Genomic DNA, 21,954 nt, shown 5'->3' with positions numbered 1-21,954 from the left:
GAACGCCGCGCATTTCAAACACCGGGGCACCCTCGACCCGCCCGCCCCGCTCGCGTAGGCTTGCCGCTTTCCTTCCGTTGCAAGGCAAGACACACCATGGCAAACGCAGACATCATCTACACCCCGGACCCGGACGCCGAGTCGATTTCGTCCGACGTCGCCGAATACAACGGCGTGCTGGTCACCACCCAGATCCCGACCCACGCCGATGGCAGCCTGGAACTGGGCGGCATCGTCGAACAAAGCGAATGCACCCTGCAGGCGCTGAAAGTGGCGCTGGAGAAAGCCGGCAGCGGCATGGACCGCGTGCTGCACCTGACCATCTACCTGACCGACATGGCCGACCGTGCCGCGTTCAACGAGGTGTATCAGCGCTTCTTCAGCAAGCCCTGGCCGGTGCGTGCCGCCGTGGGTGTCGCCTCCCTGGCGTTCGAAGGTATGCGCGTTGAAGTGACCGCAATGGCCGCCAAGCGCTGACCTGCTCTTTGTGGGAGCCGCCTGCGCTCCCACCTTGCACCTCCCGGCACCCCGATGATGCCGCCAGCCCGTTTCGCCGCTACAATGCCCGCCTACCGTGACAGCCCGAAAATATAACGACATGTCCCTTCCAAAGAATCACCTGGAACTGCTCAGCCCTGCCCGTGACGTGGCCATCGCCCGTGAAGCGATCCTGCACGGCGCTGATGCCATCTACATTGGCGGCCCGAGCTTTGGCGCGCGCCATAACGCCTGCAACGAAGTCAGCGATATCGCCGAACTAGTCGAGTTCGCCCGTCGCTACCACGCACGCGTGTTCACCACCATCAACACCATCCTCCACGACAACGAGCTGGAGCCGGCGCGCAAGCTGATCCACCAGCTGTACGACGCCGGTGTCGACGCACTGATCGTGCAGGACCTGGGGGTGATGGAGCTGGACATCCCGCCGATCGAGCTGCACGCCAGTACGCAGACCGACATCCGTACCCTGGAACGGGCCAAGTTCCTCGACCAGGCCGGTTTCTCGCAACTGGTACTGGCCCGTGAGCTGAACCTGCAGCAAATCCGCGCCATTGCCGCCGAAACCGACGCCGCCATCGAATTCTTCATCCACGGTGCGCTGTGTGTGGCCTTCTCCGGCCAGTGCAACATTTCCCACGCGCAAACCGGCCGCAGTGCCAACCGTGGCGATTGCTCGCAGGCCTGCCGCCTGCCCTACACCCTGAAAGATGACCAAGGCCGCGTGGTGGCGTTCGAGAAGCACCTGCTGTCGATGAAGGACAACAACCAGACCGCCAACCTGGCCGACCTGGTCGATGCCGGCGTGCGCTCGTTCAAGATCGAGGGCCGCTACAAGGACATGGGCTATGTGAAGAACATCACGGCCCACTACCGCAAAGAGCTCGACGCCATCCTCGAAGGCCGCCCGGCTTATGCCCGTGCATCCAGCGGCCGCACCGAGCACTTCTTCCTGCCCGACCCGGACAAGACCTTCCACCGTGGCAGTACCGACTACTTCGTCACCGACCGCAAAGTCGATATCGGCGCCTTCGACTCGCCAACCTTCACCGGCCTGCCGGTGGGCGTGGTGGAAAAGGTGGGCAAGCGTGACATGCAAGTGGTTACCGACGTACCGCTGACCAACGGCGACGGCCTCAACGTGCTGGTCAAGCGCGAAGTGGTGGGCTTCCGTGCCAACATCGCCGAGCCGCGCGGCGAATTCGTGGAAGACGGCCACACGCGCTACCGCTACCGTGTCGAGCCCAACGAAATGCCCGAGGGCCTCTACAAGCTGCGGCCCAACCACCCGCTGTCGCGCAACCTCGACCACAACTGGCAGCAGGCCTTGCAACGCACCTCGTCCGAGCGCCGGGTCGGCGTGGAGTGGCACGCGGTACTGCGCGAGCAGCGCCTGATGCTGACCCTGAGCAGCGAAGAAGGCGTGAGCGTGCAGGTGGCCCTGGATGGCCCGTTCGGCGCGGCCAACAAACCGCAGCAGGCGCTGGACCAGTTGCATGACCTGCTCGGCCAGCTGGGTACCACCCTGTACCACGCCGACAGCATCCAGCTGGACGCCCCGCAGGCGTACTTCATCCCCAACTCGCAGCTCAAGGCCCTGCGCCGTGAAGCCATCGAGGCACTGACCGAAGCGCGTATCAAGGCGCATCCGCGTGGCGGGCGCAAGGCCGAGACCACGCCGCCACCGGTGTACCCCGAGTCGCACCTGTCGTTCCTGGCCAACGTGTACAACCAGAAGGCCCGCAACTTCTACCACCGCCACGGCGTGCAACTGATCGACGCGGCCTACGAGGCCCACGAAGAGCACGGCGAAGTGCCGGTGATGATCACCAAGCATTGCCTGCGTTTCTCCTTCAACCTGTGCCCCAAGCAGGCCAAAGGCGTGACCGGCGTGCGCACCAAGGTGGCGCCGATGCAACTGATTCAGGGTGACGAAGTGCTGACCCTGAAGTTCGACTGCAAACCGTGCGAAATGCATGTGATCGGCAAGATGAAGAGCCACATCATCGACCTGCCTACCCCAGGCAGCGCGGTGGCCCAGGTGGTGGGGCACATCAGCCCGGAAGACCTGCTGAAAACCATCCCGCGCGGGCCGCATTGATCTTCGATCTGTACGGGCCTCTTCGCGGCTAAAGCCGCTCCCACAGGGAAATCACAGCATTCGAAGCGGTGAAAATCCCTGTAGGAGCGGCTTTAGCCGCGAAAGGGCCCGGAAAGATACAAAAAGGTCTCATATGAGACCTTTCCACTTGATCCCCCACCTGATTTCTGCACAATAATTGCCATGCGACCCACGCGAGGCATAGCGATGCATCCCACACCCCACGACGAGCGCCTGCTCAAGGCCCTCGCCCACGCCATCGTGGTTCACCCCCGCGCCACCCTGAAGGAGCTGGCCGAAACCGCCGGTGTCAGTAAAGCCACCCTGCACCGCTTCTGCGGCACCCGCGACAACCTGGTGACCATGCTCGAAAACCACGGCGAACAGGTGCTCAACCAAGTGATCGACAATGCCGCCCTGCACACCGCCGAGCCCTTGGCTGCCGTGCGGCACCTGATTGCCGAACACCTCAAGCACCGCGAAATGCTGGTGTTCCTGATGTTCCAGTACCGCCCCGACACCTTGCTGGGCGACAGCGAAGACCGCCGCTGGCTGGCCTACACCCAGGCGATGGATGCGTTTTTCCTGCGCGCGCAGCAGATGGGCGTGTTGCGTATCGACATCAGCGCGGCCGTGTTTACCGAGATGTTTATCACCCAGATCTACGGCATGGTCGATGCCGAGCGGCGTGGGCGCGCCGCCAGTGCCAATTCGGCACAGGCGTTGGAGCAGCTGTTTCTGCAAGGCGCGCTGGCCAGGCCCTGAAAGCCAAGGTGGCAAGGGCCCTGAGTGGCCTCAAGCAAAAAAAAAGGCCCCTGAGCACAAGTCCCAGGGGCCAAAGCGGTTGGATCATCCAACCAAAGGAGCCGTTGTCAGCCGCGCTCAGGCCACCCGCCGCCCAGGGCACGGAACAGGTCCACCAGCGCCAGCTGCCGCTGCGTACTTACCTCGATAAACGCCGCCTCGTTCACAAAATCACTCCGCTGCGCATCCAGGTAGCGCAGGTGGCTATCGATCCCGCCCTCGTAACGCGCCTTGGCCAGGGCCAGGGTGGCACGGCTGGTGTCGGCCAGGGTTCGCCGCGCCACTTCCTCGCGGCGCAGGGTATCGGTGGCCGCCAGGGCATCTGCCACTTCACGAAACGCCTGCTGAATTGTTCCTTCGTACGCGGCTACCGCTGAATCCTTGCGCGCTTCGGCCAGGCTCAACCCCGCCCGGTTGCGCCCGGCATCGAAGATGGGCAGCGACACCTGGGGCATGAAGCTCCAACTGCGCGAGCCGCCGTCAAACAGCCCAGACACCTGGGTACTCGATGTACCCAGGCTGCCGGTAAGACTGATACGCGGGAAGAACGCCGCCCGCGCCGCGCCAATGTCGGCATTGCGCGCCCGCAGGCGGTGCTCGGCGGCGAGGATGTCCGGACGCCTCTCAAGCAGCGCCGAGGGCGCACCGGGGACGATGTCCTGCAGCACGCTCGGCGCGGTTTGGCGCTCGGTCGGCAAAGCCTTGGTCACCTCACTGTTGCCCACCAGCAGCACGAGCGCGTTATAGGCCTGGCGTTGCTGGCGCAGGTTGCTCTCCTGCTCGGCGCGGGATTGCTCGACCAGGCCAAGCGCCTCCTGATGGTCCAGGGCCGTGGCGGTGCCTGCGGTACGACGCTGGCCAATCAGCGCGAGCGAGTCTTCGCGGCTGGCCAGGGTCTGCCGGGTCAGCGCCAGGCGCCGCTCGCTGCCGTCGAGGCTCAGGTAGGCCTGACTTACCTCGGCAATCAATGCGATACGCGCCGCCCGGCCCGCTTCTTCGGTAGCCAGGTATTGCGCCAACGCCGCATCACTCAGGCTCTTCACCCGGCCAAACAGGTCTACTTCGTATTCGGGCAGCGACAGGCCGACCTGATACGTACTGGCAACCCCTTCGCGGCCCTCGCTGGCCAGCGTGGCAGGCTGGTGCTGGCGGTTACCTGACGCCACGCCGCTCAACCCCGGCATGCGCTCAGCACGCTGGATGCGGTATTGCGCCCGCGCCTGGTCAATGTCCAGCAGGGACTGGCGCAGCGAGCGGTTGTTGTCCAGCGCCGCGCTCACCAGTTGGCGCAACGTCGGGTCAACGATAAACGCCTGCCAGTCCAGCTGGCCCACCTGCTGCCCCGGAAAGTGGGCCTCATCGCGCCACTGGCTGGCCACCGGCGCTTCGGGCCTCTGGTAGGTGGGGGCCAGGGAACAGCCGCTGGCCAGCACCGCCAGGGTAAAGGGTACCAACAGATTACGCAGGGTCATCATTCCAGCACCTCGGCAGGTTGGGCCTGCTGCGCCGGTTTGCGCTTGAGCCGCGACAGCACCCAGACAAAACAGATCGGCACGAACACCACCCCCAGCAACGTCGCGCTAAGCATGCCGCCGATCACCCCGGTGCCAATCGCCCGCTGGCTGGCGGCACCGGCACCACTGGCGATGGCCAGGGGCACCACGCCGAGAATGAACGCCATCGACGTCATCACGATTGGCCGGAAACGCAGGCGTGCAGCCTCGATGGCAGCGTCACGCAGGCTGTAGCCCTTCTCCCAAAGCTCTTTGGCGAACTCGACGATCAGGATGGCGTTCTTCGCTGCCAGGCCGATGATGGTGATCAAGCCGACCTTGAAATACACGTCGTTGGGCATGCCGGTGACCATCACTGCCAGCACCGCCCCCAGCGCACCGATCGGCACGATGAGCATCACCGTCAGCGGGATCGCCCAGCTTTCGTACAGTGCCACCAGCAGCAGAAACACCACCAGGATGGCCAAGGCGAACAGGCTGCTGGCCTGGCCACTGGAAACCTTTTCCTGGTACGACAGGCCCGTCCAGGCGTAGCCGATCCCCGGCGGCAGCTCGCTGACCAGACGCTCCATCTCGGCCATGGCCTGGCCGGTGCTGTAGCCCGGTGCGGCATCGCCGGAAATACGGATGGACGGGTAGCCGTTGTACCGCACGATCTGTACCGGCCCTTCTTCCCAGTGGGTGCTGACAAAGCTGCTGAACGGCACCTGCTGGCCATCGGCGTTGGGGGCGTACAGCCGCAGCACGCTTTCTGGCGTCATGCGCTCGCCCTGCTCGGCCTGCACCACCACCCGCTGTTGCCGGCCGGCGTTGGTGAAGTCGTTGATCACCGCCGAGCCAAAGGCAGTGGCCAGGGTGTTGTTGATGGTTTCGAAGGTGACGCCCAAGGCGCGGGCCTTTTCCCGATCAATGTCAACCCGCAGCTGCGGGGCCTCGGCCAGGCCTTCCATCATCGCGTAGAGGATGACCGGGTTGCCGTTGGCCTCACCAAGCACTTTGTCACGTGCCGCCAGCAAGGCGTCACGGCCCAGGCCGCCTCGGTCGAGCAGGCGCAAGGCAAAACCACCCGCGTTACCCAGGCCATCGATGGGTGGCGGGTTGACCGCCATGATCGCGCCATCACCGTAACCGGCGAACTGCGCATTGATCGCCTGGGTTTCGGCATCCACCGATTGCGCGGCGCTGCGCACAGACCAGTCCTTGTAGGTAGGGAACGCCAGCGCGGCATTTTCACCCATGCCCGAGAAACTGAAACCACTGACCATGAACGCCGACGCCAGCGCCTCACGCGACATCAGGAACTGCTCCAGGGCTTGCCCGGTCGCGTCGGTGCGCACACGGCTGGCCCCCGGCGGCAATTGCACGTCAACAATCGCATAGCCCTGGTCTTCCACCGGCACGAAGGATTCCGGCAGGCGCAGGTAGAAGTAACCGAGCACTGCCAATAGGCCGGCGTACACCAGCATGTAGCGGCCGGCACGGCGCACCAGCGCATTGTTCATCACCGAGTAGCGCTCGGTCAGCCGCGCAAAGCCACGGTTGAAGGCACCGAAGAAGCCACCCTTTTCATGGTGCCCGGGTGCCACCGGCTTGAGCAACGTAGCGCACAAGGCTGGTGTGAAGGTAAGCGCGAGAAAGCCCGAGAACAGGATCGACACCGCCAGCGACAGAGAAAACTGCTGGTAGATCACCCCCACCGAGCCGGACATGAACGCCAGCGGCATGAACACCGCCGACAGCACCAGGGTGATGCCGATGATCGCGCCAGACACCTGCCCCATGGCCTTGACGGTGGCGTCGGCCGGCGACAGCCCCTCCTCGGCCATGATCCGCTCAACGTTCTCCACCACCACGATGGCGTCATCGACCAGGATGCCAATGGCCAGCACCATGCCGAACATGGTCATCATGTTCACCGAGAAGCCCAGCAGCTTCATCACCATCAGCGTACCCAGCAGGCACACCGGCACCACGATCGACGGGATCAGCGTGTAACGGATGTTCTGCAGGAACAGGAACATCACCAGGAACACCAGCACCATGGCTTCGAGCAAGGTGTGGATGACCTTTTCAATCGCCACGTCGACAAACCGCGAGGTGTCGTAGGGCACCGAATACTCGACCCCTTCGGGGAAGAACGCGCTTAGCTCGGCCAGGCGCTCCTTGACCCGCTCGGCGGTTTTCAGGGCATTGGCACCCGGTGCCAGCTGCACGGCGCCAGCCACCGCCGGTTTGCCATTCAGGCGCGAGGAAAAGTTGTAGCTTTCCATGCCCACTTCCAGGCGGGCGACGTCGGCCAGGCGCACCAGCGAACCGTCCGGGTTGGCGCGCAGCACCACGCGGCCGAATGCCTGCGGGTCGTCCAGCGTGCCCTGCACCGCCAGGGTGGCGGTCAGTTCCTGCTGGCTGCTGCCCGGCGCGCTGCCAAAGCTGCCGGCCGGCACCTGCACGTTCTGGCCGCGGATGGCATTGCTCACGTCGTCGATAGACAGCCCGTAACCCACCAGTTTCTGTGGGTCGACCCACACGCGCATGGCCGCTTCTGACGAGAAGAACTGCAACTTGCCCACGCCCGGTACCCGGCGCAGCTCGTTGTTGATATTGCGCGCAGCGTAGTCACCCAGCGCCGTGGTGTCGGCCTGGCCTGCGCCATCCTTGTAGCTGAGGGCATAGATCAGCAAAAAGCCGGCGCTGGTCTGCTCCACCTGGATGCCTTGGGTGATCACCGCCTGCGGCATGCGCGCTTCGGCCTTTTTCAGACGGTTCTGCACATCGACCTGAGCCAGCTCCGGGTCGGTACCCGGCTCAAAAGTGACCACCACTTCGGCCATGCCGTTGGAGTTGTTGGTGGACTCGAAATACAGCAGGTTCCTGGCGCCGTTCAGCGACTCTTCGATGATGCTGGTGACCGAATCCACCAGCACCTTGGCCGAGGCCCCCGGGTAGGTGGCGGTAATGGTAATTTGTGGCGGCGCCACGTTGGGGTACTGGGCCACCGGCAGCGTAGGGATAACCAACAGCCCGGCCAGCGAAATGAACAGCGCCACGACCCAGGCGAAGTTCGGCCGTTTGATGAAGAACTTGGACATCGCGTTACCCTCGCCTCAACGCACTGCGGCTTGTTGCGCCGGGGCCGGTGTTACCGGCATGCCCGGGGCCAGGCCGGCAGGGCTGCCTACGATCACCTGGTCACCTGGGCGCAGGCCCTCGGTAACCTGCCAGCGGGCGCCGTGCATGGCGCCGGTGCGCACACTGCGTGCTTCGGCAACCCCACCAATGCCCACCAGCATTACCCGCGCCTCGCCGTCGTTACCGCGCTGGATGGCGCGCTGCGGCACCAGAATGGCCTGGTTGTCGGTGCCTTGGGGGGTGCGCACGCGCACATACATGCCCGGCAGCAGGATGCCGTCGGCATTGTCGAAGCGACCGCGCAGGGTGACCTGGCCAGTGCCGCGGTCCACGGCGATGTCGGTGAACATCAGCGCGCCCTGGCGCTCGTAGTCGGTGCCTTCCACCCGGGCCGTCAGGGCCTGCCGGTCACCGGCGGCCAGCGCACCGTCCTTCAGCGCCTGGCGCAGGCGCAGGGCATCGGCAGCGGACTGGGTGAAATCGACGTAGATCGGGTGCAGTTGCTGTACGCGCGCCATCAGCGTGGCGTCGCCCTGCCCGACCAGTGCCCCTTCGGTGACCAGCGCCCGGCCGATACGGCCAGAGATCGGCGCCTTGACCGTGGCGTAGCCCAGGTTCAGGCGCGCAGTCTCGACATCGGCCTGGGCCGAACGCACGGCGGCCTGGCCACTGCGCAGGTCGGCGCTGGCGGTGTCGAAGTCCTGCTGGCTGACGGCCTCGATCTTTACCAGCGGCTCATAGCGGTGCACCCGTGCCTGGGCTTCGAGCATCACCGACCGGGCCCGTGCCAGATCGGCTTCGGCGCGGGCCAGTGCGGCCTTGAATGGCGCAGGATCGATCTGGAACAGCACGTCGCCAGCCTTGACGTCGGCGCCCTCCTCGAAGCGCTTGTGCAGAACGATGCCGGCTACCCGGGCGCGCACCTCGGCCACCCGCATGGGTTCGACCCGGCCCGGCAGGGTTGCCGCCAGGGTCAATGGTTCGCTGGCGACCGTAACGGTCTGCACCGGAAAGGCCGTTTGGGCCGCAGACGGCGGCGCTTCTGCATCGCCGCAGCCGGCCAGGACGACTGCCGCCGCCAGGCAGCTGGCCATTCCTATTGCACGCAAGTTGCTCATGATTCACCCGAGCTTGAGATGGAAAAACGGCCCGGATGATAGGAGGGATAATCAAATGAGTCAATTTTGTCTCATTTGATACTTTGTTAATAATTGTGAAGCTTGGAATCCACGCGAAACGCACTGAAGATCCTGGCTTCAGTCAGCGAATCTGATGCTTGTGCAGCAGCCGGTAAAACGTCGGCCGTGAAATTCCCAGCACCTTGGCCGCCACACTCAGGTTGTCACTGTGCCGGTTCAGCACATCGCACAGTGCCTGGCGTTCGGCCCGGTGCTTGTACTCTTCCAGCGTACCCAGCGGCTGTTGCTCCTGGTCGAGCAGCTGCAGCCCCAGGTCTTGCGCCTCGATCTGCCGCCCTTCGGCCAGCACCAGGCCACGGCGCACGCGGTTGGCCAGCTCGCGCACATTGCCCGGCCAGTCATGCCGGCCCATCGCCGCCAGGGCGTGGTCGCTGAACGAGCGCGGCCGGCGCCCGGTTTCCAGGCTGTAGAAATGAGCAAAGTGGCTGGCCAGCATCGAGAGGTCGCCATGCCGGTCGCGCAACGGCGCGGTCACCACCTGCAACACGTTCAGGCGGTAATACAGGTCTTCGCGAAAGCGCCCTTGCTCGATGGCCCGTTCCAGATCCACATGGGTGGCGGCCAGCACGCGCACATCCACCGGAATCGGCTGGCTACCCCCCACCCGCTCGATGTGCTTTTCCTGCAGAAAGCGCAGCAGGTTGGCCTGCAACTCCAGCGGCAAGTCACCGATTTCATCAAGAAACAACGTGCCCCCATGGGCCGCTTCGATGCGCCCGGCCTTGCGCTGGTGCGCACCGGTGAAGGCGCCCTTCTCATGGCCGAACAGTTCAGACTGGATCAGGTGCTCGGGAATAGCCCCGCAGTTGATGGCAACGAAGGGCTGCTCGCTGCGTTGCGACTGGCGGTGCAGGGTGCGCGCCACCAGTTCCTTGCCGGTACCGCTTTCACCTCGGATCAGCACCGGCGACTCGGTGGGCGCCAGTTTGCCCAGCAATTTGCGTAGCTCGCGGATCGGCCGGCTTTCGCCGAGCAGTTCGTGGGTGGCTTCATCCACCTTCACCGCCCCTTTGCCACGCAGGCGTGCCATGCCGAACGCCCGGCCAAGGGTGACCTGCACGCGGGAGACGTCGAATGGCAGGGTGTGGAAGTCAAAGAACCATTCGCAGACAAAATCGCCGACGGCCGGCATGCGCAGTTGTTCGGCACTGAGCACGGCAATCCATTCGGTATTGCTGCGTTTGATCATGTCCTTGACCGCATCAGGGTGCCTGAGGTGCGAAGCCTGCAAGCGCAACAGGCCTACATCACAAGGATGGTCCAGCGCCCCGCCGAGCACGCAGCTGTCCACATCCCAGCCTGCGCTGCGCAGGCCAGGTAACAATCGGTGGCAGTCGTCGCAGGGGTCGACGATAAGCAAACGGCGTTGAGCGACAAGCTGTTGCATGACCGATCCTTGGCGCCAGTTTTTGGTTTTATGAAGTAAAACAGCAAGTTGTGGCGCCCGTTTAACAGTAGCAACGAAGTTGACGGTTCCCAGTACCGTCTGTCTGCCGACGCATTTTTTTACAAAGCGTCACGGGAATTTTCGCGTTTTATCGACATCACATGGCGGCGCAGGCAAGAACGGATTCGACCCTGACAAAAAATTTTACATCCATTGTGTGACTTGCCCCCGGACAACGAGCATCAGTACACATAACCCCGCGCTGCACTTCGCGATGATTGAGGCGACTTTGAAGCAACGCGGACTTAACTTCGCTGTTTGGGACCATAGAGAGACCGAACCATGAATGCCCCGCTCCGTGTCAACGAAGCACTGCTGATTGCCGACCACGCCTTCGAACCTTTCCAGTGCGTAGCCTGGGATGCACCCAACGGTACTGGTGAACTGAGCCTGGCAGTGATCGACCGGACCAGCACCCGCATCGGCAGCAAACAAGTGTCTTCGCGTATCTATTCAGACCCGGCCCAGTGGGCCAGCCTGATCGAGGAAGTGCGCGCCGAACTGTGCGAAAAAGGGTACGACCTGCAACCGTGGTCGATGCCGAAGTAATAACGCCCGGCAATTCAAGTGCGTGCAAGGTCACGCACTTGTTTGCATGCAAAGTTGCTGTTCTGGCAACTTTTTCTATTGCGACATAGTGTCGCGCCAATACGGTTCAGTCCAAGACTTTGAAGTGCTGCAAGTGCTGGTAATCGGCCTGCAATTGCTCAGCCAGACGCTGTGCGCGCCCGAGACGAACGGGGGCAAGTTCCATATCCACCAACAATGTTGCACAGGGCATGGGCTGCACGGCATTCCAATGTTGCAGGCGACCGTCGGTAAACACCAGGCAGCGCATGGCTTCAGCCGGATGGGCGCGCTGACGCGCCAGAAGCCAGTGCCGAGCCTGTTCCAACGCGGCGATCAGCGGCGTACCGCCACCGGCACCCAAGGCCTGCAGCCAGGGCTGCAAGGCCGCCGAAGCCTTCAGGCCGTGGCGTTGCCATTGTGGCGTTTGCCCGCTGGCGGTGAGCAGGGCCAACCGGGCGCGCTGGCGGTAAGCCTGGTCGAACAGGGCTGCCAGCAGCCCTTTGGTTTGCGCCAGCGCCTGATGGCGACGGGTGGAGGCCGAGGCATCGACAATCACCAACCACAGTTCTGCGGGCCTGGCCTGGCGCTGTTGCCAGCACAGGTCCCGGGGTAACCGTGGCCGCCCCTTGAGCAAGGTCGGCAGCCAGGCCACCCGACCGGTCGCCGCACTGCGTGCCCGGCCACGGCTGGCCCCACCCTGCTTGCCCGAGCCAGGTCTGGCATCCGCCCCTTTGGCAGGTGGCTGGCGAATGCTCAGGGCTTTTTTGCCCAGTTCGGCACCTCGCGGCGGGCACCGCTGGCCACCGGCTGCGCCGGCAACGCCCCCCAGTCACCCTGCCCGCCCTGTTCGCCAGGGTGACTGGCACCCTGCTGATCGGGCTGCGGCGGCGCCGACGGCGAAGGGGCCTGGGGCGCCACTTGGCGACGATGGCGCAAGGCAAACTCGGCCACCGCGTCGACATCCGCTTCTTCAATAGCCGCCCCCCCGCGCCAGGCGCAGTGGGCGCGCGCAGCGCGCAGCCACACCAGGTCGGCGCGCAGGCCATCGACGCCAGCGGCATAACAGCGCTCGGTGATCCACGACAGCGCCTGGTCGTCCAGCGCTATGCCGGTCAAGGCCCGGCGCGCCGCCTGGCAGCGTTCGCGCAACTGCGCCTGGGCCTCAGCCCAGTGGGCACAGAAGGCGTGCGGATCGCTGTCGAAGGCTAGACGACGCCGAATGATCTGCTGACGCGCCTCAGGCTCAGGCGAGCCTTCCAGGGCCACGTTCAGGCCAAAACGGTCGAGCAGCTGCGGGCGCAGCTCGCCCTCCTCCGGGTTCATGGTGCCGATCAGTACGAAACGGGCACTGTGCCGGTGCGAGATGCCATCACGCTCGATGCGGTTGGTGCCGCTGGCCGCCACGTCGAGCAACAGGTCGACCAGGGTGTCGGGCAGCAGGTTGACTTCATCGACATACAGCACGCCACCGTCAGCCTGGGCCAGCACGCCCGGGGAGAACTGCGCCTTGCCCTGCCCCAGCGCGGCGCCCAGGTCCAGGGTGCCGACCAGCCGTTCCTCGCTGGCACCCAGCGGCAGGGTGACGAATGGCCCCTCGCCCAGCAGGTCGGCCAGGCCACGGGCCAGCGTACTCTTGGCCATGCCGCGCGGCCCTTCGATCAGCACACCGCCGATTTTCGGGTCGATGGCCGTCAGGCACAGCGCCAGCTTCAGGTCGTCGGCACCGACCACCGCGGCCAGCGGGAATTGTACGGGTTCACTCATTTCAAGCCTGTTCCTCGCCGTCGAGCAATTGCGCCTCAAGGGCCTCGCGGTAGTCGCCTGGCGCCTGCCACAGCCCGCGCTGCTGGGCCTCCAGCAGGCGCTCGGTCAGGTCGCGCAGGGCCTCGGGGTTGTGCTCGCGCATGAAGTCGCGGGTCGCCGGGTCGAGCACATAGGCATCGGCGAGCCCCTGGTAATGATGGTCGTCGATCAGGTGCGTGGTGGCGTCGAAGGCGAACAGGTTGTCGACCGTCGCCGCCATCTCGAAGGCGCCTTTGTAACCGTGGCGCTTCACCCCGTCGATCCACTTGGGGTTCAGCGCACGGGCGCGGATAACCCGGTTCAACTCTTCCTTGAGGGTACGGATGCGCGGCCGGTCGGCCTGGCTGTGGTCGCCGTGGTAGCTGGCCACGGTAGCACCGGACAGGGTTTCCGATGCGGCCAGCATGCCGCCCTGAAACTGGTAGTAATCGTTGGAGTCGAGCAGGTCGTGCTCGTGGTTGTCCTGGTTCTGCAGCACCGCCTGCACCTTGGCCAGGCGCTGGGCAAACTGGGCGCGGGCCGGGGTACCGTCGTCGCTCGCACCATAGGCGTAGCCGCCGTGGTTGAGGTAGACCTCGGCCAGGTCGTCGCGGCTGTGCCACAAGCGCCCGTCGATGGCGTTCTGTACGCCAGCGCCATAGGCCCCAGGTTTGGCCCCGAACACCCGCCAGCCGGCCTGGCGCGCGGCCTGCTCGGCGTCCACGCCTTGCCCTTGCAGCGCGGCACGCTCGCTGCGTACACGGGCGGCCAAAGGGTTGAGGTCGTCAGGTTCATCCAGCGCAGCGACGGCCTGCACCGCCGCATCGAACAGGCGGATAAGGTTACCGAAGGCATCGCGGAAAAAGCCCGAAACGCGCAGAGTCACATCCACCCGTGGGCGGTCGAGCAGGCTCAACGGCAGGATTTCGAAGTCGTCGACACGCTGGCTGCCAGTGGCCCACACCGGCCGCACGCCCATCAATGCCATGGCCTGGGCGATGTCGTCGCCGCCCGTACGCATGGTCGCCGTGCCCCACACCGACAGGCCGAGCTGGCGCAGGTTGTCGCCGTGGTCCTGCAGGTGCCGCTCTAGGATCAGGTTGGCCGAGGCGAAGCCCAGGCGCCAGGCTGTGGTGGTGGGCAGGTTGCGCACGTCCACGGTGTAGAAGTTGCGGCCGGTGGGCAGCACGTCGAGGCGCCCACGGCTCGGCGCACCGCTAGGGCCGGCGGGCACGAAGCGCCCGGCCAGCGCTGCCAGCAGGCCATTCATTTCGGCTGCGCCGCAAGCGTCCAGGCTAGGGGCTACCGCTTCGCGCAAGGCCTGCACCACGTCGTGCACAGGCTGCCATTCGTTCTGCTCGGGTAGCGGTAGCGTGCCGGCCAAGGCCTGACCGATCACCTGAAGTGCCAACAGCTCAAGGCGCTCGCGGGTATCTCCGCAGGTGCGCCACGGTTCGCTGCTCATGGCCTGCAATTGCGCCGGGCGTGCGCCCTGCCACGGCTGCCCAAGCTCACAATCGAGCGGATCGAAGCCCGGCACCAGGGCCTTGGCCAGGGCACGCAACAGGCTGGCATTGCCGCCGCGCCCGTCGCCCCGCTCAACCCGCAACAGCGCCAGCAAGGTATCCAGCCGCAAGCGGCCTTCGGGCGACTGGCCGAACACGTGCAGGCCGTCGCGAATCTGCGATTCCTTCAGGTCGCACAGGTAGGTGTCCAGGCGCGGCAGCCATATGGCGGCATCGTCCAGCTGCCCTTCCAGCTGCAGCTCGCGGTCGATGTGGTTGGCCTTGACCAACTCCAGGATGTCGCGCTGCAACTCGCGGGCACGCCGTGGGTCGAGCATCTGCGCTTCATAGAACTCATCGGCCAGCTGTTCCAGGTGGCGCAACGGGCCATAGGTTTCGGCGCGGGTCAGCGGCGGCATCAGGTGGTCGATGATCACCGCCTGGGTACGGCGCTTGGCCTGGGCGCCCTCGCCGGGGTCGTTGACGATGAACGGGTAGATGTTCGGCAACGGGCCGAGCAAGGCGTCTGGCCAGCAATGCGCCGACAAACCGACGCCCTTGCCGGGCAGCCATTCGAGGTTGCCGTGCTTGCCGACGTGGATCACTGCATCGGCGGCGAAGGCATGGCGTAGCCAGAAGTGAAACGCCAGGTAGCCATGCGGCGGCACCAGGTCGGGGTCGTGGTAGACCGCGCTCGGGTCTACCTGGTAGCCCCGGGCCGGCTGAATGCCGACAAACGTCAGGCCATAACGCAGGCCGGCCACCATCAGCCGCCCACTGCGGTACATCGGGTCCTGCTCGGGCGGCCCCCAGCGCTCCAACACAGCCTGGCGGTTGGCCTCGGGCAGGCGCTCGAAGGCGGCCTGGTAGTCGGCCAGGCTCAGGCTTTGGGCGCAGGGGCGCAGGTCCAGGTGGTCGAGGTCGTTGGTTACGCCGCCAAGCAGTTGGTGGATCAGTTGTGTGCCGCTGCCCGGCAATTCGGCCAGCGGATAGCCCTCGGCCTGCAGTGCCTTGAGAATGTTCAAGGCGGCGGCAGGTGTGTCCAGGCCGACGCCATTGCCAATGCGGCCATCGCGGGTTGGGTAGTTGGCCAGCACCAGGGCCACGCGCTTCTGCGCATTGGGCAGGCGCGCCAGCTCAACCCAGCGGCGGGCCAGCTCGGCAACGAAGTCCATGCGTTCGGGGTGGGCGCGGTAGCACACCACATCGGACTGGCTGCGCTCGCTGCGCCAGGCCATGTCCTTGAAACTGACCGGCCGGGTGATAATGCGCCCGTCCAGCTCAGGCAAGGCAATGTGCATGGCCAGATCGCGCGCGCCCAGCCCCTGTTCGCTGGCTTCCCAGCCGGGCTGGTTGTCCTGTGCGCAGATGGCCTGCAATACCGGGATGTCGCGGCGGAACGGGCGCAGGTTGGGGCGTTCGGGGCTGGACAGGGCAAAGCCTGTGGTATTGACCAGCACTTCGGCGCCGACCTCGTCCAGCCAGGCTTCGACCTGCTCCAGGCAGGCGCTTTCCTTGAGGCTGGCCACCGCGATCGGCAACGGGTTCAGCCCGGCAGCCTGCAGGCGCTGGCAGAACACGTCGACAAATGCGGTGTTGGCGGCCTGCAGGTGCGAGCGATAAAACAGCAGCGGCGCTACCGGGTGCTCGGGGTGCCAATGCGGGTACCAGTCTTCCAGCGTGGTGCTGCCCTTGGCCGGGTGATACACCGCCGTGCGCGGCAAGGGCTGCGGCTCCTCCCAGGCATAGTCACGGCCCAGCCACTGGCTGGCCAGGCAGTTGAACAGGTTGATGGCGTTGGCCTTGCCGCCCTGGCGCAAGTAGTGCCAGAGGCGCTCGGCCTGCTCGCCAGCGACAGTGCCCAGGGAGGTCAGCTCCGGGTCCGGGCGGTCATCGCCCGGCACCAGAATCAGCTGCACGCCACGGGCGGCCAGCTCGACCAGTTGCTCGACGCCATAGCGCCAGTAACCGACACCACCGTGCAGCGACACCAGGATGACTTTGGCATGGCGCAGCACCTGGTCGATATACAGGTCGACCGAAGCATGGTTTTGCACCTGCATCGGGTTAGCCAGACGCAGGCTGGGGAAATCGTCTGGCAATTGCTCGGCGGTATCGGCGAGCAATGCCAGGTGTGAATCGCCGCTGCAGAGAATCACCAGCTCGGCGGGGGTCTGGCCGAGGTCGGCAATGCTGTCATCCGGCACGAAGCCGCCGGGCTGGGTCCGCAGCAGGTGCATGGGTCAGGCGCCCAGGGCCTGGCGCAGGCGCGCTTCCAGCTGGGCTGCGTCAAGGTCCTGGCCAATCAGCACCAGGCGGGTGATGCGCGGCTCGTCAGCACGCCAGGCGCGGTCGAAGTGTTTGTCGAAACGGGTACCCACGCCTTGCACCAGCAGGCGCATCGGCTTGCCCGGGATGGCGGCGAAGCCTTTGGCGCGCAGGATGCCGAACTCCACCACCAGCTGGGTCAGGGCGTCGAGCAGCAGGCTTTCGTCGGCTTCTGGCAGGTCGATGGAGATGGAGTCGAAGGCATCGTGGTCATGATCATCATGGTCGTCACCGTCATGGTGCGAGTCATGGTGGGTACGGCGGCCATCGATGTGCGCCTCGGACTCGGCGCCCACGCCCAGCAGCACCTCCAGCGGCAGCTTGCCGCTGCTGGCTTCGATCACCTTGACGGCTGGCGGCAGCTCTTCGGCCACTTCGGCACGGACCTTGGCCAGGCCTTCGGCATCGATCAGGTCAGCCTTGTTCAGTACCACCAGGTCGGCGCTGGCCAACTGGTCGGCGAACAGTTCGTGCAGCGGCGATTCGTGGTCCAGGTTAGGGTCGAGCTTGCGCTGGGCATCGACCTGGTCCGGGTAGGCAGCGAACGTGCCGGCGGCCACGGCCGGGCTGTCGACTACGGTGATGACCGCATCGACGGTGCAGGCATTGCGGATTTCTGGCCACTGGAAGGCTTGCACCAGCGGTTTGGGCAGGGCCAGGCCGCTGGTTTCGATCAGGATGTGGTCCAGGTCGCCACGGCGTGCCACCAGCTCGCGCATCACCGGGAAGAACTCTTCCTGCACGGTGCAGCACAGGCAGCCGTTGGCCAGCTCGTAGACGCGGCCACTGGCTTCTTCTTCGGTGCAGCCAATGCTGCACTGCTTGAGGATTTCGCCGTCGATGCCCAGTTCGCCAAATTCGTTGACGATGACCGCAATGCGACGACCCTGGGCGTTGTCGAGCATGTGGCGCAGCAAGGTGGTCTTGCCCGAGCCGAGGAAGCCGGTGACGATGGTGACGGGGAGCTTGGCCAGTGTTTTCATGTCGCAGTGCCCTTGGCAGTGTGGCGCGGGCATGCAGGACGACAGCCACGGGCCAGCACGGCCGGGCTTGTTCGCCACCGGATCACCCCGCCCGGTTTAAAGTCGAAAACGTGACGAGGCAGGTCTCCTGGCTCGCACCGTTCCATAGGCCTGACAAACAGCAGGCGGTGGCGGGATGACGCCTTCCCGCGCGCGGGCGCAGTGGCTGTGTCGATCCGTTATCGGTGCTTACAGTTGCGGGGGCAGCCGCGGCTTGTACCGCGTTCCCGTCTTAGCTTCGGCCTGGCCGAAGAACCTCGAAGTGGCAAGGCTACGCAGTGGCTGGCGGGTGGTCAACCGTTGCGCAGCGCTGGCTGACCACAAGGCACCCAACTGCGTTACAGTGGCGCCTTCAACTACGGTCAAGGACGCCCCATGCACCTCGCCCCCGCCATACCGGTACTGCGCATCTTCTCGGTCGACAAGGCCAAGGAGTTCTACCTTGATTTCCTCGGTTTCAGCGTGGACTGGGAGCACCGCTTCAGCCCGGACCTGCCCCTGTATGTGCAAATTCACCGCGACGGGCTGGTTTTGCACCTTTCCGAGCACCACGGTGACGCCTGCCCAGGCTCCACCGTGTTCGCCCGCATCGACGACCTGCGCGCGCTGGAGCGTGAACTGCAGGATAAACAATACGGCTACGCTCGCCCCGAAGCCGAACGCCTGGACTGGGGCCTGCAGATGCAGGTGTATGACCCGTTTGGCAACCGCCTGCGCTTTTGCCAGCAGATCGATGACGAGGCCAACCCTTGAAAGCGTTGGGCAAGCGCGAAATGGCCCGGCTGGAGCGGGAACTGGTGGCGTACCTGACCGAAGCCTGCGAAACCGCCAAGGCGGAAATTGTCGGTTTCAGCTGGCTTACCCACCGGCTCGACCCCGAGGATTTTCCGGGCAGCCTGCGCGTTACCTGGGTGTTCGAGCAAGAGGCCGAAAAAACCGCTGCCGTGGCAGGCCAGGCGAAGGCGCGCATGCTGGCACTGACCAGCCAGGCGTTGGAGCAGGCCGGCGTCCAGCTAGACCACCCGGCTTGGCATGTGCGTTTCGACAGTGAAGAGGCCTGCGCACACGGCCAAGGTGGCGACTGGGCCAAGCGCTTGCAGAAGCAGCGCTGAGGCCAGCTGGCGGGAAGTGCTTTACCCGCCCTCGCCAGTCCATTAGGCTTTACGTTCCCCTACTACGAGGTGTTCGTCCAATGCGCCACTAATGCCGCCGTCCCCTTCGACGGCCAGTCTTCAGCCTCCGGTTCGCTCCGGAGATGTCGCGGCATTTGTGGAGTTGTGCATGACGAACACGTCAATCCTGACGCTGGACAGCGTCTCCCTGACCTTGCCGGATGGCAGGCAGCTGTTTACCGACCTTAACGAAACCTTTGACCACCGCCGCACTGGCCTGGTCGGGCGCAATGGTGTGGGCAAGAGCTTGCTCGGGCAGATTCTGGCCGGCCAGCGCGAACCGAGCGGCGGCCATTGTCGACGCCTTGGCCGTATTCACTTGCTGAACCAGCAGGTAATCGAGCAGAGCGCCACGGTTGCCGACCTGGCCCAGGCCGGCACGCTGATTGCAGCGCTGACGCGTATCGAGCAAGGCAGCATCGAGCCCCAGGATTTTGACACCGTAGGCGAGCGCTGGGATATCCGCGAACAATTGCAGATACACCTGCAACGCCACGGCCTGGGGCACCTGGACTGGCGCCAGCCCGCCAGCAGCCTGAGCGGCGGCCAGGCCATGCGCGTGGCGCTGATTGGCGCATGGCTGAGCAATGCCGACTACCTGATTCTCGACGAACCCAGCAATCACCTGGACAGCGAAGCCCGCGCCCGGCTGCTGGGCATGATCGAAGCCTGGGACCGGGGCCTGCTGGTGATCAGCCACGACCGCAGCCTGCTGGGCACATGGTGCGTATCGTCGAGCTGTCCAGCCTGGGGTTGCAGGCCTATGGCGGCAATTACAGCTTCTATACAGAACAAAAGGCCAGCCAGACAACCCAGGCCCAGCAGCAACTCGCCCGGTTGAAGCAGGCGCAGCAACGCCAGGCCCGTGAACTGCAACGCCAGCGCGAAGACCTGGAGCGCCATCAGGCCCGGGCCGGGCGCCAGGCCAGGCACGCCAATCAGGCCAAAATTCTGGTCGATCGCCAGCACGAGCGCAGCCAGGCCACGGCGGGCAAGCAGCGCCGCGACCACGGCGAAGCCCGGCAGGCCCTGCATGACCAAGTGCGCGATGCCGCCCGCAAGGTCGAGCAGGAGACCGCCATTACCTTGCATGCCCCCACACCTCTGCGCCATGCAGGCCGCGAAGTGCTGGCCCTCCAGGCGCTTCGCCTGCCCCGTGGCACCCGCAAACCGCTCGACCTGCGCGTATGCCTGGGCCAGCGGGTGGGTTTGGTCGGGGCCAATGGCAGCGGCAAGTCCACCCTGCTCAGGCTGCTGAACGGGGAATTACCGGCATCGCCTGACAACGTGCGCCTCACGGGCGAGACGGCCCTGCTCGACCAGCATTGCAGCACGCTATGCGGCCACAGCAGTGTGCTCGACCACCTGGGCAAGGCCAACCCGGCAATGGCCCAGGGCGAATTACGCAGCCGCCTGGCGCAGCTCGGTCTGGATGTGGCCCGTATCGAACTGCCCAGCAGCCTGCTCAGCGGCGGAGAACGGATGAAGGCGGCACTGGCCGCCGTGCTGTATCGCGAACGGCCGCTCGACCTGTTACTGCTGGACGAACCCGGCAACCACCTGGACCTGCCGTCACTGGCCGCACTGGAGCGCATGCTCGGGCAGTTTGGCGGGGCGCTCATGGTGGCATCCCATGATGCGGTACTGCTGCAAAACCTGGCGCTGGATGAGTACCTGCAGTTGTAGATACCGAAAAAAATGCATCGCAGGCTATCAATTCGTGACTGGCCGTTCCCGATCCGCCACGGATGTATTATGGTGGCGTGGTGCGCATATAACAGCAGCCCGAGCGATCGGGCACTTGCAAGACAATGAGGGTGTCATGAGCAACGAAAGCATTAATTGGGACAAGCTGGGTTTCGACTACATCAAGACCGACAAACGCTACCTGTCCGTATGGCGCAATGGCGAGTGGGACAAAGGCACCCTGACCGAAGACAACGTACTGCACATCAGTGAGGGCTCCACTGCCCTGCACTACGGCCAGCAGTGCTTCGAGGGCCTGAAGGCCTACCGTTGCAAGGACGGCTCGATCAACCTGTTCCGCCCGGACCAGAACGCCGCCCGCATGGCACGCAGCTGCGCCCGCCTGCTGATGCCGCAGGTGCCGACCGATGTGTTCATCGAAGCGTGCAAGCAAGTGGTCAAGGCCAACGAGAAGTTCGTGCCACCGCACGGCAAAGGCGCCCTCTACCTGCGCCCGTTCGTGATCGGCACCGGCGACAACATTGGCGTGCGCACCGCCCCCGAGTTCATCTTCTCGGTATTCGCCATCCCGGTTGGCTCGTACTTCAAGGGCGGCATGAAGCCGCACAACTTCCAGATCTCCAGCTTCGACCGCGCCGCCCCGCAAGGCACCGGTGCGGCCAAGGTCGGTGGCAACTACGCCGCCAGCCTGCAGCCGGGCGCTGAAGCCAAGAAGGCCAACTTCGCCGACGCCATCTACCTCGACCCGCTGACCCACACCAAGATCGAAGAAGTCGGTTCGGCCAACTTCTTCGGCATCACCGCCAACAACGAGTTCGTGACCCCGAAATCGGCCTCGGTGCTGCCAGGCATCACCCGCCTGTCGCTGATGGAACTGGCGCAATCGCGCCTGGGCCTGACCGTGATCGAAGGTGATGTCGAAATCAACAAGCTGGACCGCTTCATTGAAGCCGGCGCTTGCGGCACTGCGGCGGTGATCACCCCGATCGGCGGTATCGAGTACAACGGCAAGCTGCACGTGTTCCACGACCTGGAAAAGGTTGGCCCGGTTACCCAAAAGCTCTACAACGAGCTGACCGGTATCCAGAGCGGTGACGTTGAAGCACCGGCAGGCTGGATCGTCAAAGTCGCCTGAGGCGCTGTAGCGATATAGGAACGGGGCATGCCAGTTGATGG

15 protein-coding genes, 1 pseudogene and 1 riboswitch are annotated in these 21,954 nt (G+C 64.8%); of the genes and pseudogenes, 8 read left to right on the top strand and 8 right to left on the bottom strand.

Features of this window, described 5'->3' with window-relative positions:
- The first annotated feature begins 96 nt into the window (after positions 1-96).
- From N436_RS26475 to N436_RS26465, 3 genes are all read left to right on the top strand, one after another.
- Positions 97-477 (top strand): RidA family protein, encoded by a 381-nt coding sequence (locus tag N436_RS26475; RefSeq protein ID WP_003247927.1) that lies wholly within the window; start codon positions 97-99, stop codon positions 475-477.
- A 121-nt stretch (positions 478-598) separates the two neighbouring features.
- Entirely contained in the window at positions 599-2,599 is a 2,001-nt protein-coding gene (locus N436_RS26470; RefSeq protein ID WP_110742362.1) for a U32 family peptidase, read from the top strand.
- Positions 2,600-2,806: 207 nt separating this feature from the next.
- Positions 2,807-3,364, top strand: coding sequence for a TetR/AcrR family transcriptional regulator (locus N436_RS26465; protein WP_105947554.1), 558 nt, complete (start codon positions 2,807-2,809; stop codon positions 3,362-3,364).
- A 107-nt stretch (positions 3,365-3,471) separates the two neighbouring features.
- Here N436_RS26465 and N436_RS26460 read toward each other — a convergent pair whose 3' ends face one another.
- The 4 genes from N436_RS26460 to N436_RS26445 all read right to left on the bottom strand — a co-directional run bounded on the left by N436_RS26460 (position 3,472) and on the right by N436_RS26445 (position 10,632).
- A complete protein-coding gene (locus tag N436_RS26460; protein ID WP_110742361.1) occupies positions 3,472-4,875 on the bottom strand; it encodes an efflux transporter outer membrane subunit in 1,404 nt (467 codons plus the stop codon).
- Complete coding sequence (locus N436_RS26455) at positions 4,875-8,006, bottom strand: efflux RND transporter permease subunit (RefSeq protein ID WP_110742360.1); 3,132 nt, start codon at positions 8,004-8,006, stop codon at positions 4,875-4,877. The genes N436_RS26460 and N436_RS26455 overlap by 1 nt, the downstream gene beginning before the upstream one ends.
- A gap of 15 nt (positions 8,007-8,021) precedes the next feature.
- Positions 8,022-9,164 (bottom strand): MexC family multidrug efflux RND transporter periplasmic adaptor subunit, encoded by a 1,143-nt coding sequence (locus N436_RS26450; protein ID WP_110742359.1) that lies wholly within the window; start codon positions 9,162-9,164, stop codon positions 8,022-8,024.
- A gap of 142 nt (positions 9,165-9,306) precedes the next feature.
- Complete coding sequence (locus N436_RS26445) at positions 9,307-10,632, bottom strand: sigma-54 dependent transcriptional regulator (protein ID WP_110742358.1); 1,326 nt, start codon at positions 10,630-10,632, stop codon at positions 9,307-9,309.
- A 342-nt stretch (positions 10,633-10,974) separates the two neighbouring features.
- Here N436_RS26445 and N436_RS26440 point away from each other — a divergent pair, with 342 nt between their 5' ends.
- On the top strand, positions 10,975-11,241 hold the full coding sequence (locus tag N436_RS26440) for a hypothetical protein (RefSeq protein WP_013972506.1): 267 nt from the start codon (positions 10,975-10,977) through the stop codon (positions 11,239-11,241).
- A gap of 106 nt (positions 11,242-11,347) precedes the next feature.
- Here N436_RS26440 and N436_RS26435 read toward each other — a convergent pair whose 3' ends face one another.
- The 4 genes from N436_RS26435 to cobW form a co-directional block, all read right to left on the bottom strand.
- The gene (locus tag N436_RS26435) at positions 11,348-11,914 is read right to left on the bottom strand and encodes a VWA domain-containing protein (RefSeq protein WP_105947669.1); all 567 of its coding nucleotides are present in this window, start codon (positions 11,912-11,914) and stop codon (positions 11,348-11,350) included.
- A gap of 101 nt (positions 11,915-12,015) precedes the next feature.
- On the bottom strand, positions 12,016-13,026 hold the full coding sequence (locus tag N436_RS26430; protein WP_110742357.1) for an ATP-binding protein: 1,011 nt from the start codon (positions 13,024-13,026) through the stop codon (positions 12,016-12,018).
- A gap of 1 nt (position 13,027) precedes the next feature.
- Complete coding sequence (cobN, locus tag N436_RS26425) at positions 13,028-16,789, bottom strand: cobaltochelatase subunit CobN (RefSeq protein WP_110742356.1); 3,762 nt, start codon at positions 16,787-16,789, stop codon at positions 13,028-13,030.
- Positions 16,790-16,792: 3 nt separating this feature from the next.
- Positions 16,793-17,860 (bottom strand): cobalamin biosynthesis protein CobW, encoded by a 1,068-nt coding sequence (gene cobW / locus N436_RS26420; RefSeq protein WP_003247913.1) that lies wholly within the window; start codon positions 17,858-17,860, stop codon positions 16,793-16,795.
- A gap of 99 nt (positions 17,861-17,959) precedes the next feature.
- Positions 17,960-18,174: riboswitch (cobalamin riboswitch) on the bottom strand.
- A gap of 100 nt (positions 18,175-18,274) precedes the next feature.
- Here cobW and N436_RS26415 point away from each other — a divergent pair.
- The 4 genes and pseudogenes from N436_RS26415 to N436_RS26400 all read left to right on the top strand — a co-directional run bounded on the left by N436_RS26415 (position 18,275) and on the right by N436_RS26400 (position 21,913).
- Positions 18,275-18,652 carry a glyoxalase superfamily protein gene (locus N436_RS26415; protein WP_105947547.1) on the top strand — a complete coding sequence of 126 codons (378 nt, stop codon included), beginning with the start codon at positions 18,275-18,277 and terminating at the stop codon, positions 18,650-18,652.
- Positions 18,649-19,011, top strand: coding sequence for a hypothetical protein (locus N436_RS26410; protein WP_110742355.1), 363 nt, complete (start codon positions 18,649-18,651; stop codon positions 19,009-19,011). Before N436_RS26415 ends, N436_RS26410 begins: the two co-directional genes overlap by 4 nt.
- 169 nt (positions 19,012-19,180) lie before the next feature.
- Positions 19,181-20,757, top strand: a pseudogene (locus tag N436_RS26405) (ATP-binding cassette domain-containing protein).
- Positions 20,758-20,893: 136 nt separating this feature from the next.
- Positions 20,894-21,913: a branched-chain amino acid aminotransferase gene (locus N436_RS26400; RefSeq protein WP_027916771.1), complete on the top strand. Its 1,020-nt coding sequence runs from the start codon at positions 20,894-20,896 to the stop codon at positions 21,911-21,913.
- Positions 21,914-21,954: the final 41 nt, after the last annotated feature.

Source organism: Pseudomonas sp. RV120224-01b, assembly GCF_003208145.1.
Taxonomy (GTDB): Bacteria; Pseudomonadota; Gammaproteobacteria; order Pseudomonadales; family Pseudomonadaceae; genus Aquipseudomonas; species Aquipseudomonas monteilii.
The sequence above is the reverse complement of the archived record's forward strand: the minus strand, read 5'-3'. Positions and strand labels throughout refer to the sequence as shown.

Coding starts and splice junctions, on each gene's coding strand:
- N436_RS26445 (WP_110742358.1), bottom strand. CDS start 10,632: ATGCAACAGCTTGTCGCTCAACGCCGTTTGCTTATCGTCGACCCCTGC.
- cobW (WP_003247913.1), bottom strand. CDS start 17,860: ATGAAAACACTGGCCAAGCTCCCCGTCACCATCGTCACCGGCTTCCTC.
- N436_RS26455 (WP_110742360.1), bottom strand. CDS start 8,006: ATGTCCAAGTTCTTCATCAAACGGCCGAACTTCGCCTGGGTCGTGGCG.
- N436_RS26415 (WP_105947547.1), top strand. CDS start 18,275: ATGCACCTCGCCCCCGCCATACCGGTACTGCGCATCTTCTCGGTCGAC.
- N436_RS26450 (WP_110742359.1), bottom strand. CDS start 9,164: ATGAGCAACTTGCGTGCAATAGGAATGGCCAGCTGCCTGGCGGCGGCA.
- N436_RS26400 (WP_027916771.1), top strand. CDS start 20,894: ATGAGCAACGAAAGCATTAATTGGGACAAGCTGGGTTTCGACTACATC.
- N436_RS26430 (WP_110742357.1), bottom strand. CDS start 13,026: ATGAGTGAACCCGTACAATTCCCGCTGGCCGCGGTGGTCGGTGCCGAC.
- cobN (WP_110742356.1), bottom strand. CDS start 16,789: ATGCACCTGCTGCGGACCCAGCCCGGCGGCTTCGTGCCGGATGACAGC.
- N436_RS26460 (WP_110742361.1), bottom strand. CDS start 4,875: ATGACCCTGCGTAATCTGTTGGTACCCTTTACCCTGGCGGTGCTGGCC.
- N436_RS26465 (WP_105947554.1), top strand. CDS start 2,807: ATGCATCCCACACCCCACGACGAGCGCCTGCTCAAGGCCCTCGCCCAC.
- N436_RS26475 (WP_003247927.1), top strand. CDS start 97: ATGGCAAACGCAGACATCATCTACACCCCGGACCCGGACGCCGAGTCG.
- N436_RS26470 (WP_110742362.1), top strand. CDS start 599: ATGTCCCTTCCAAAGAATCACCTGGAACTGCTCAGCCCTGCCCGTGAC.
- N436_RS26440 (WP_013972506.1), top strand. CDS start 10,975: ATGAATGCCCCGCTCCGTGTCAACGAAGCACTGCTGATTGCCGACCAC.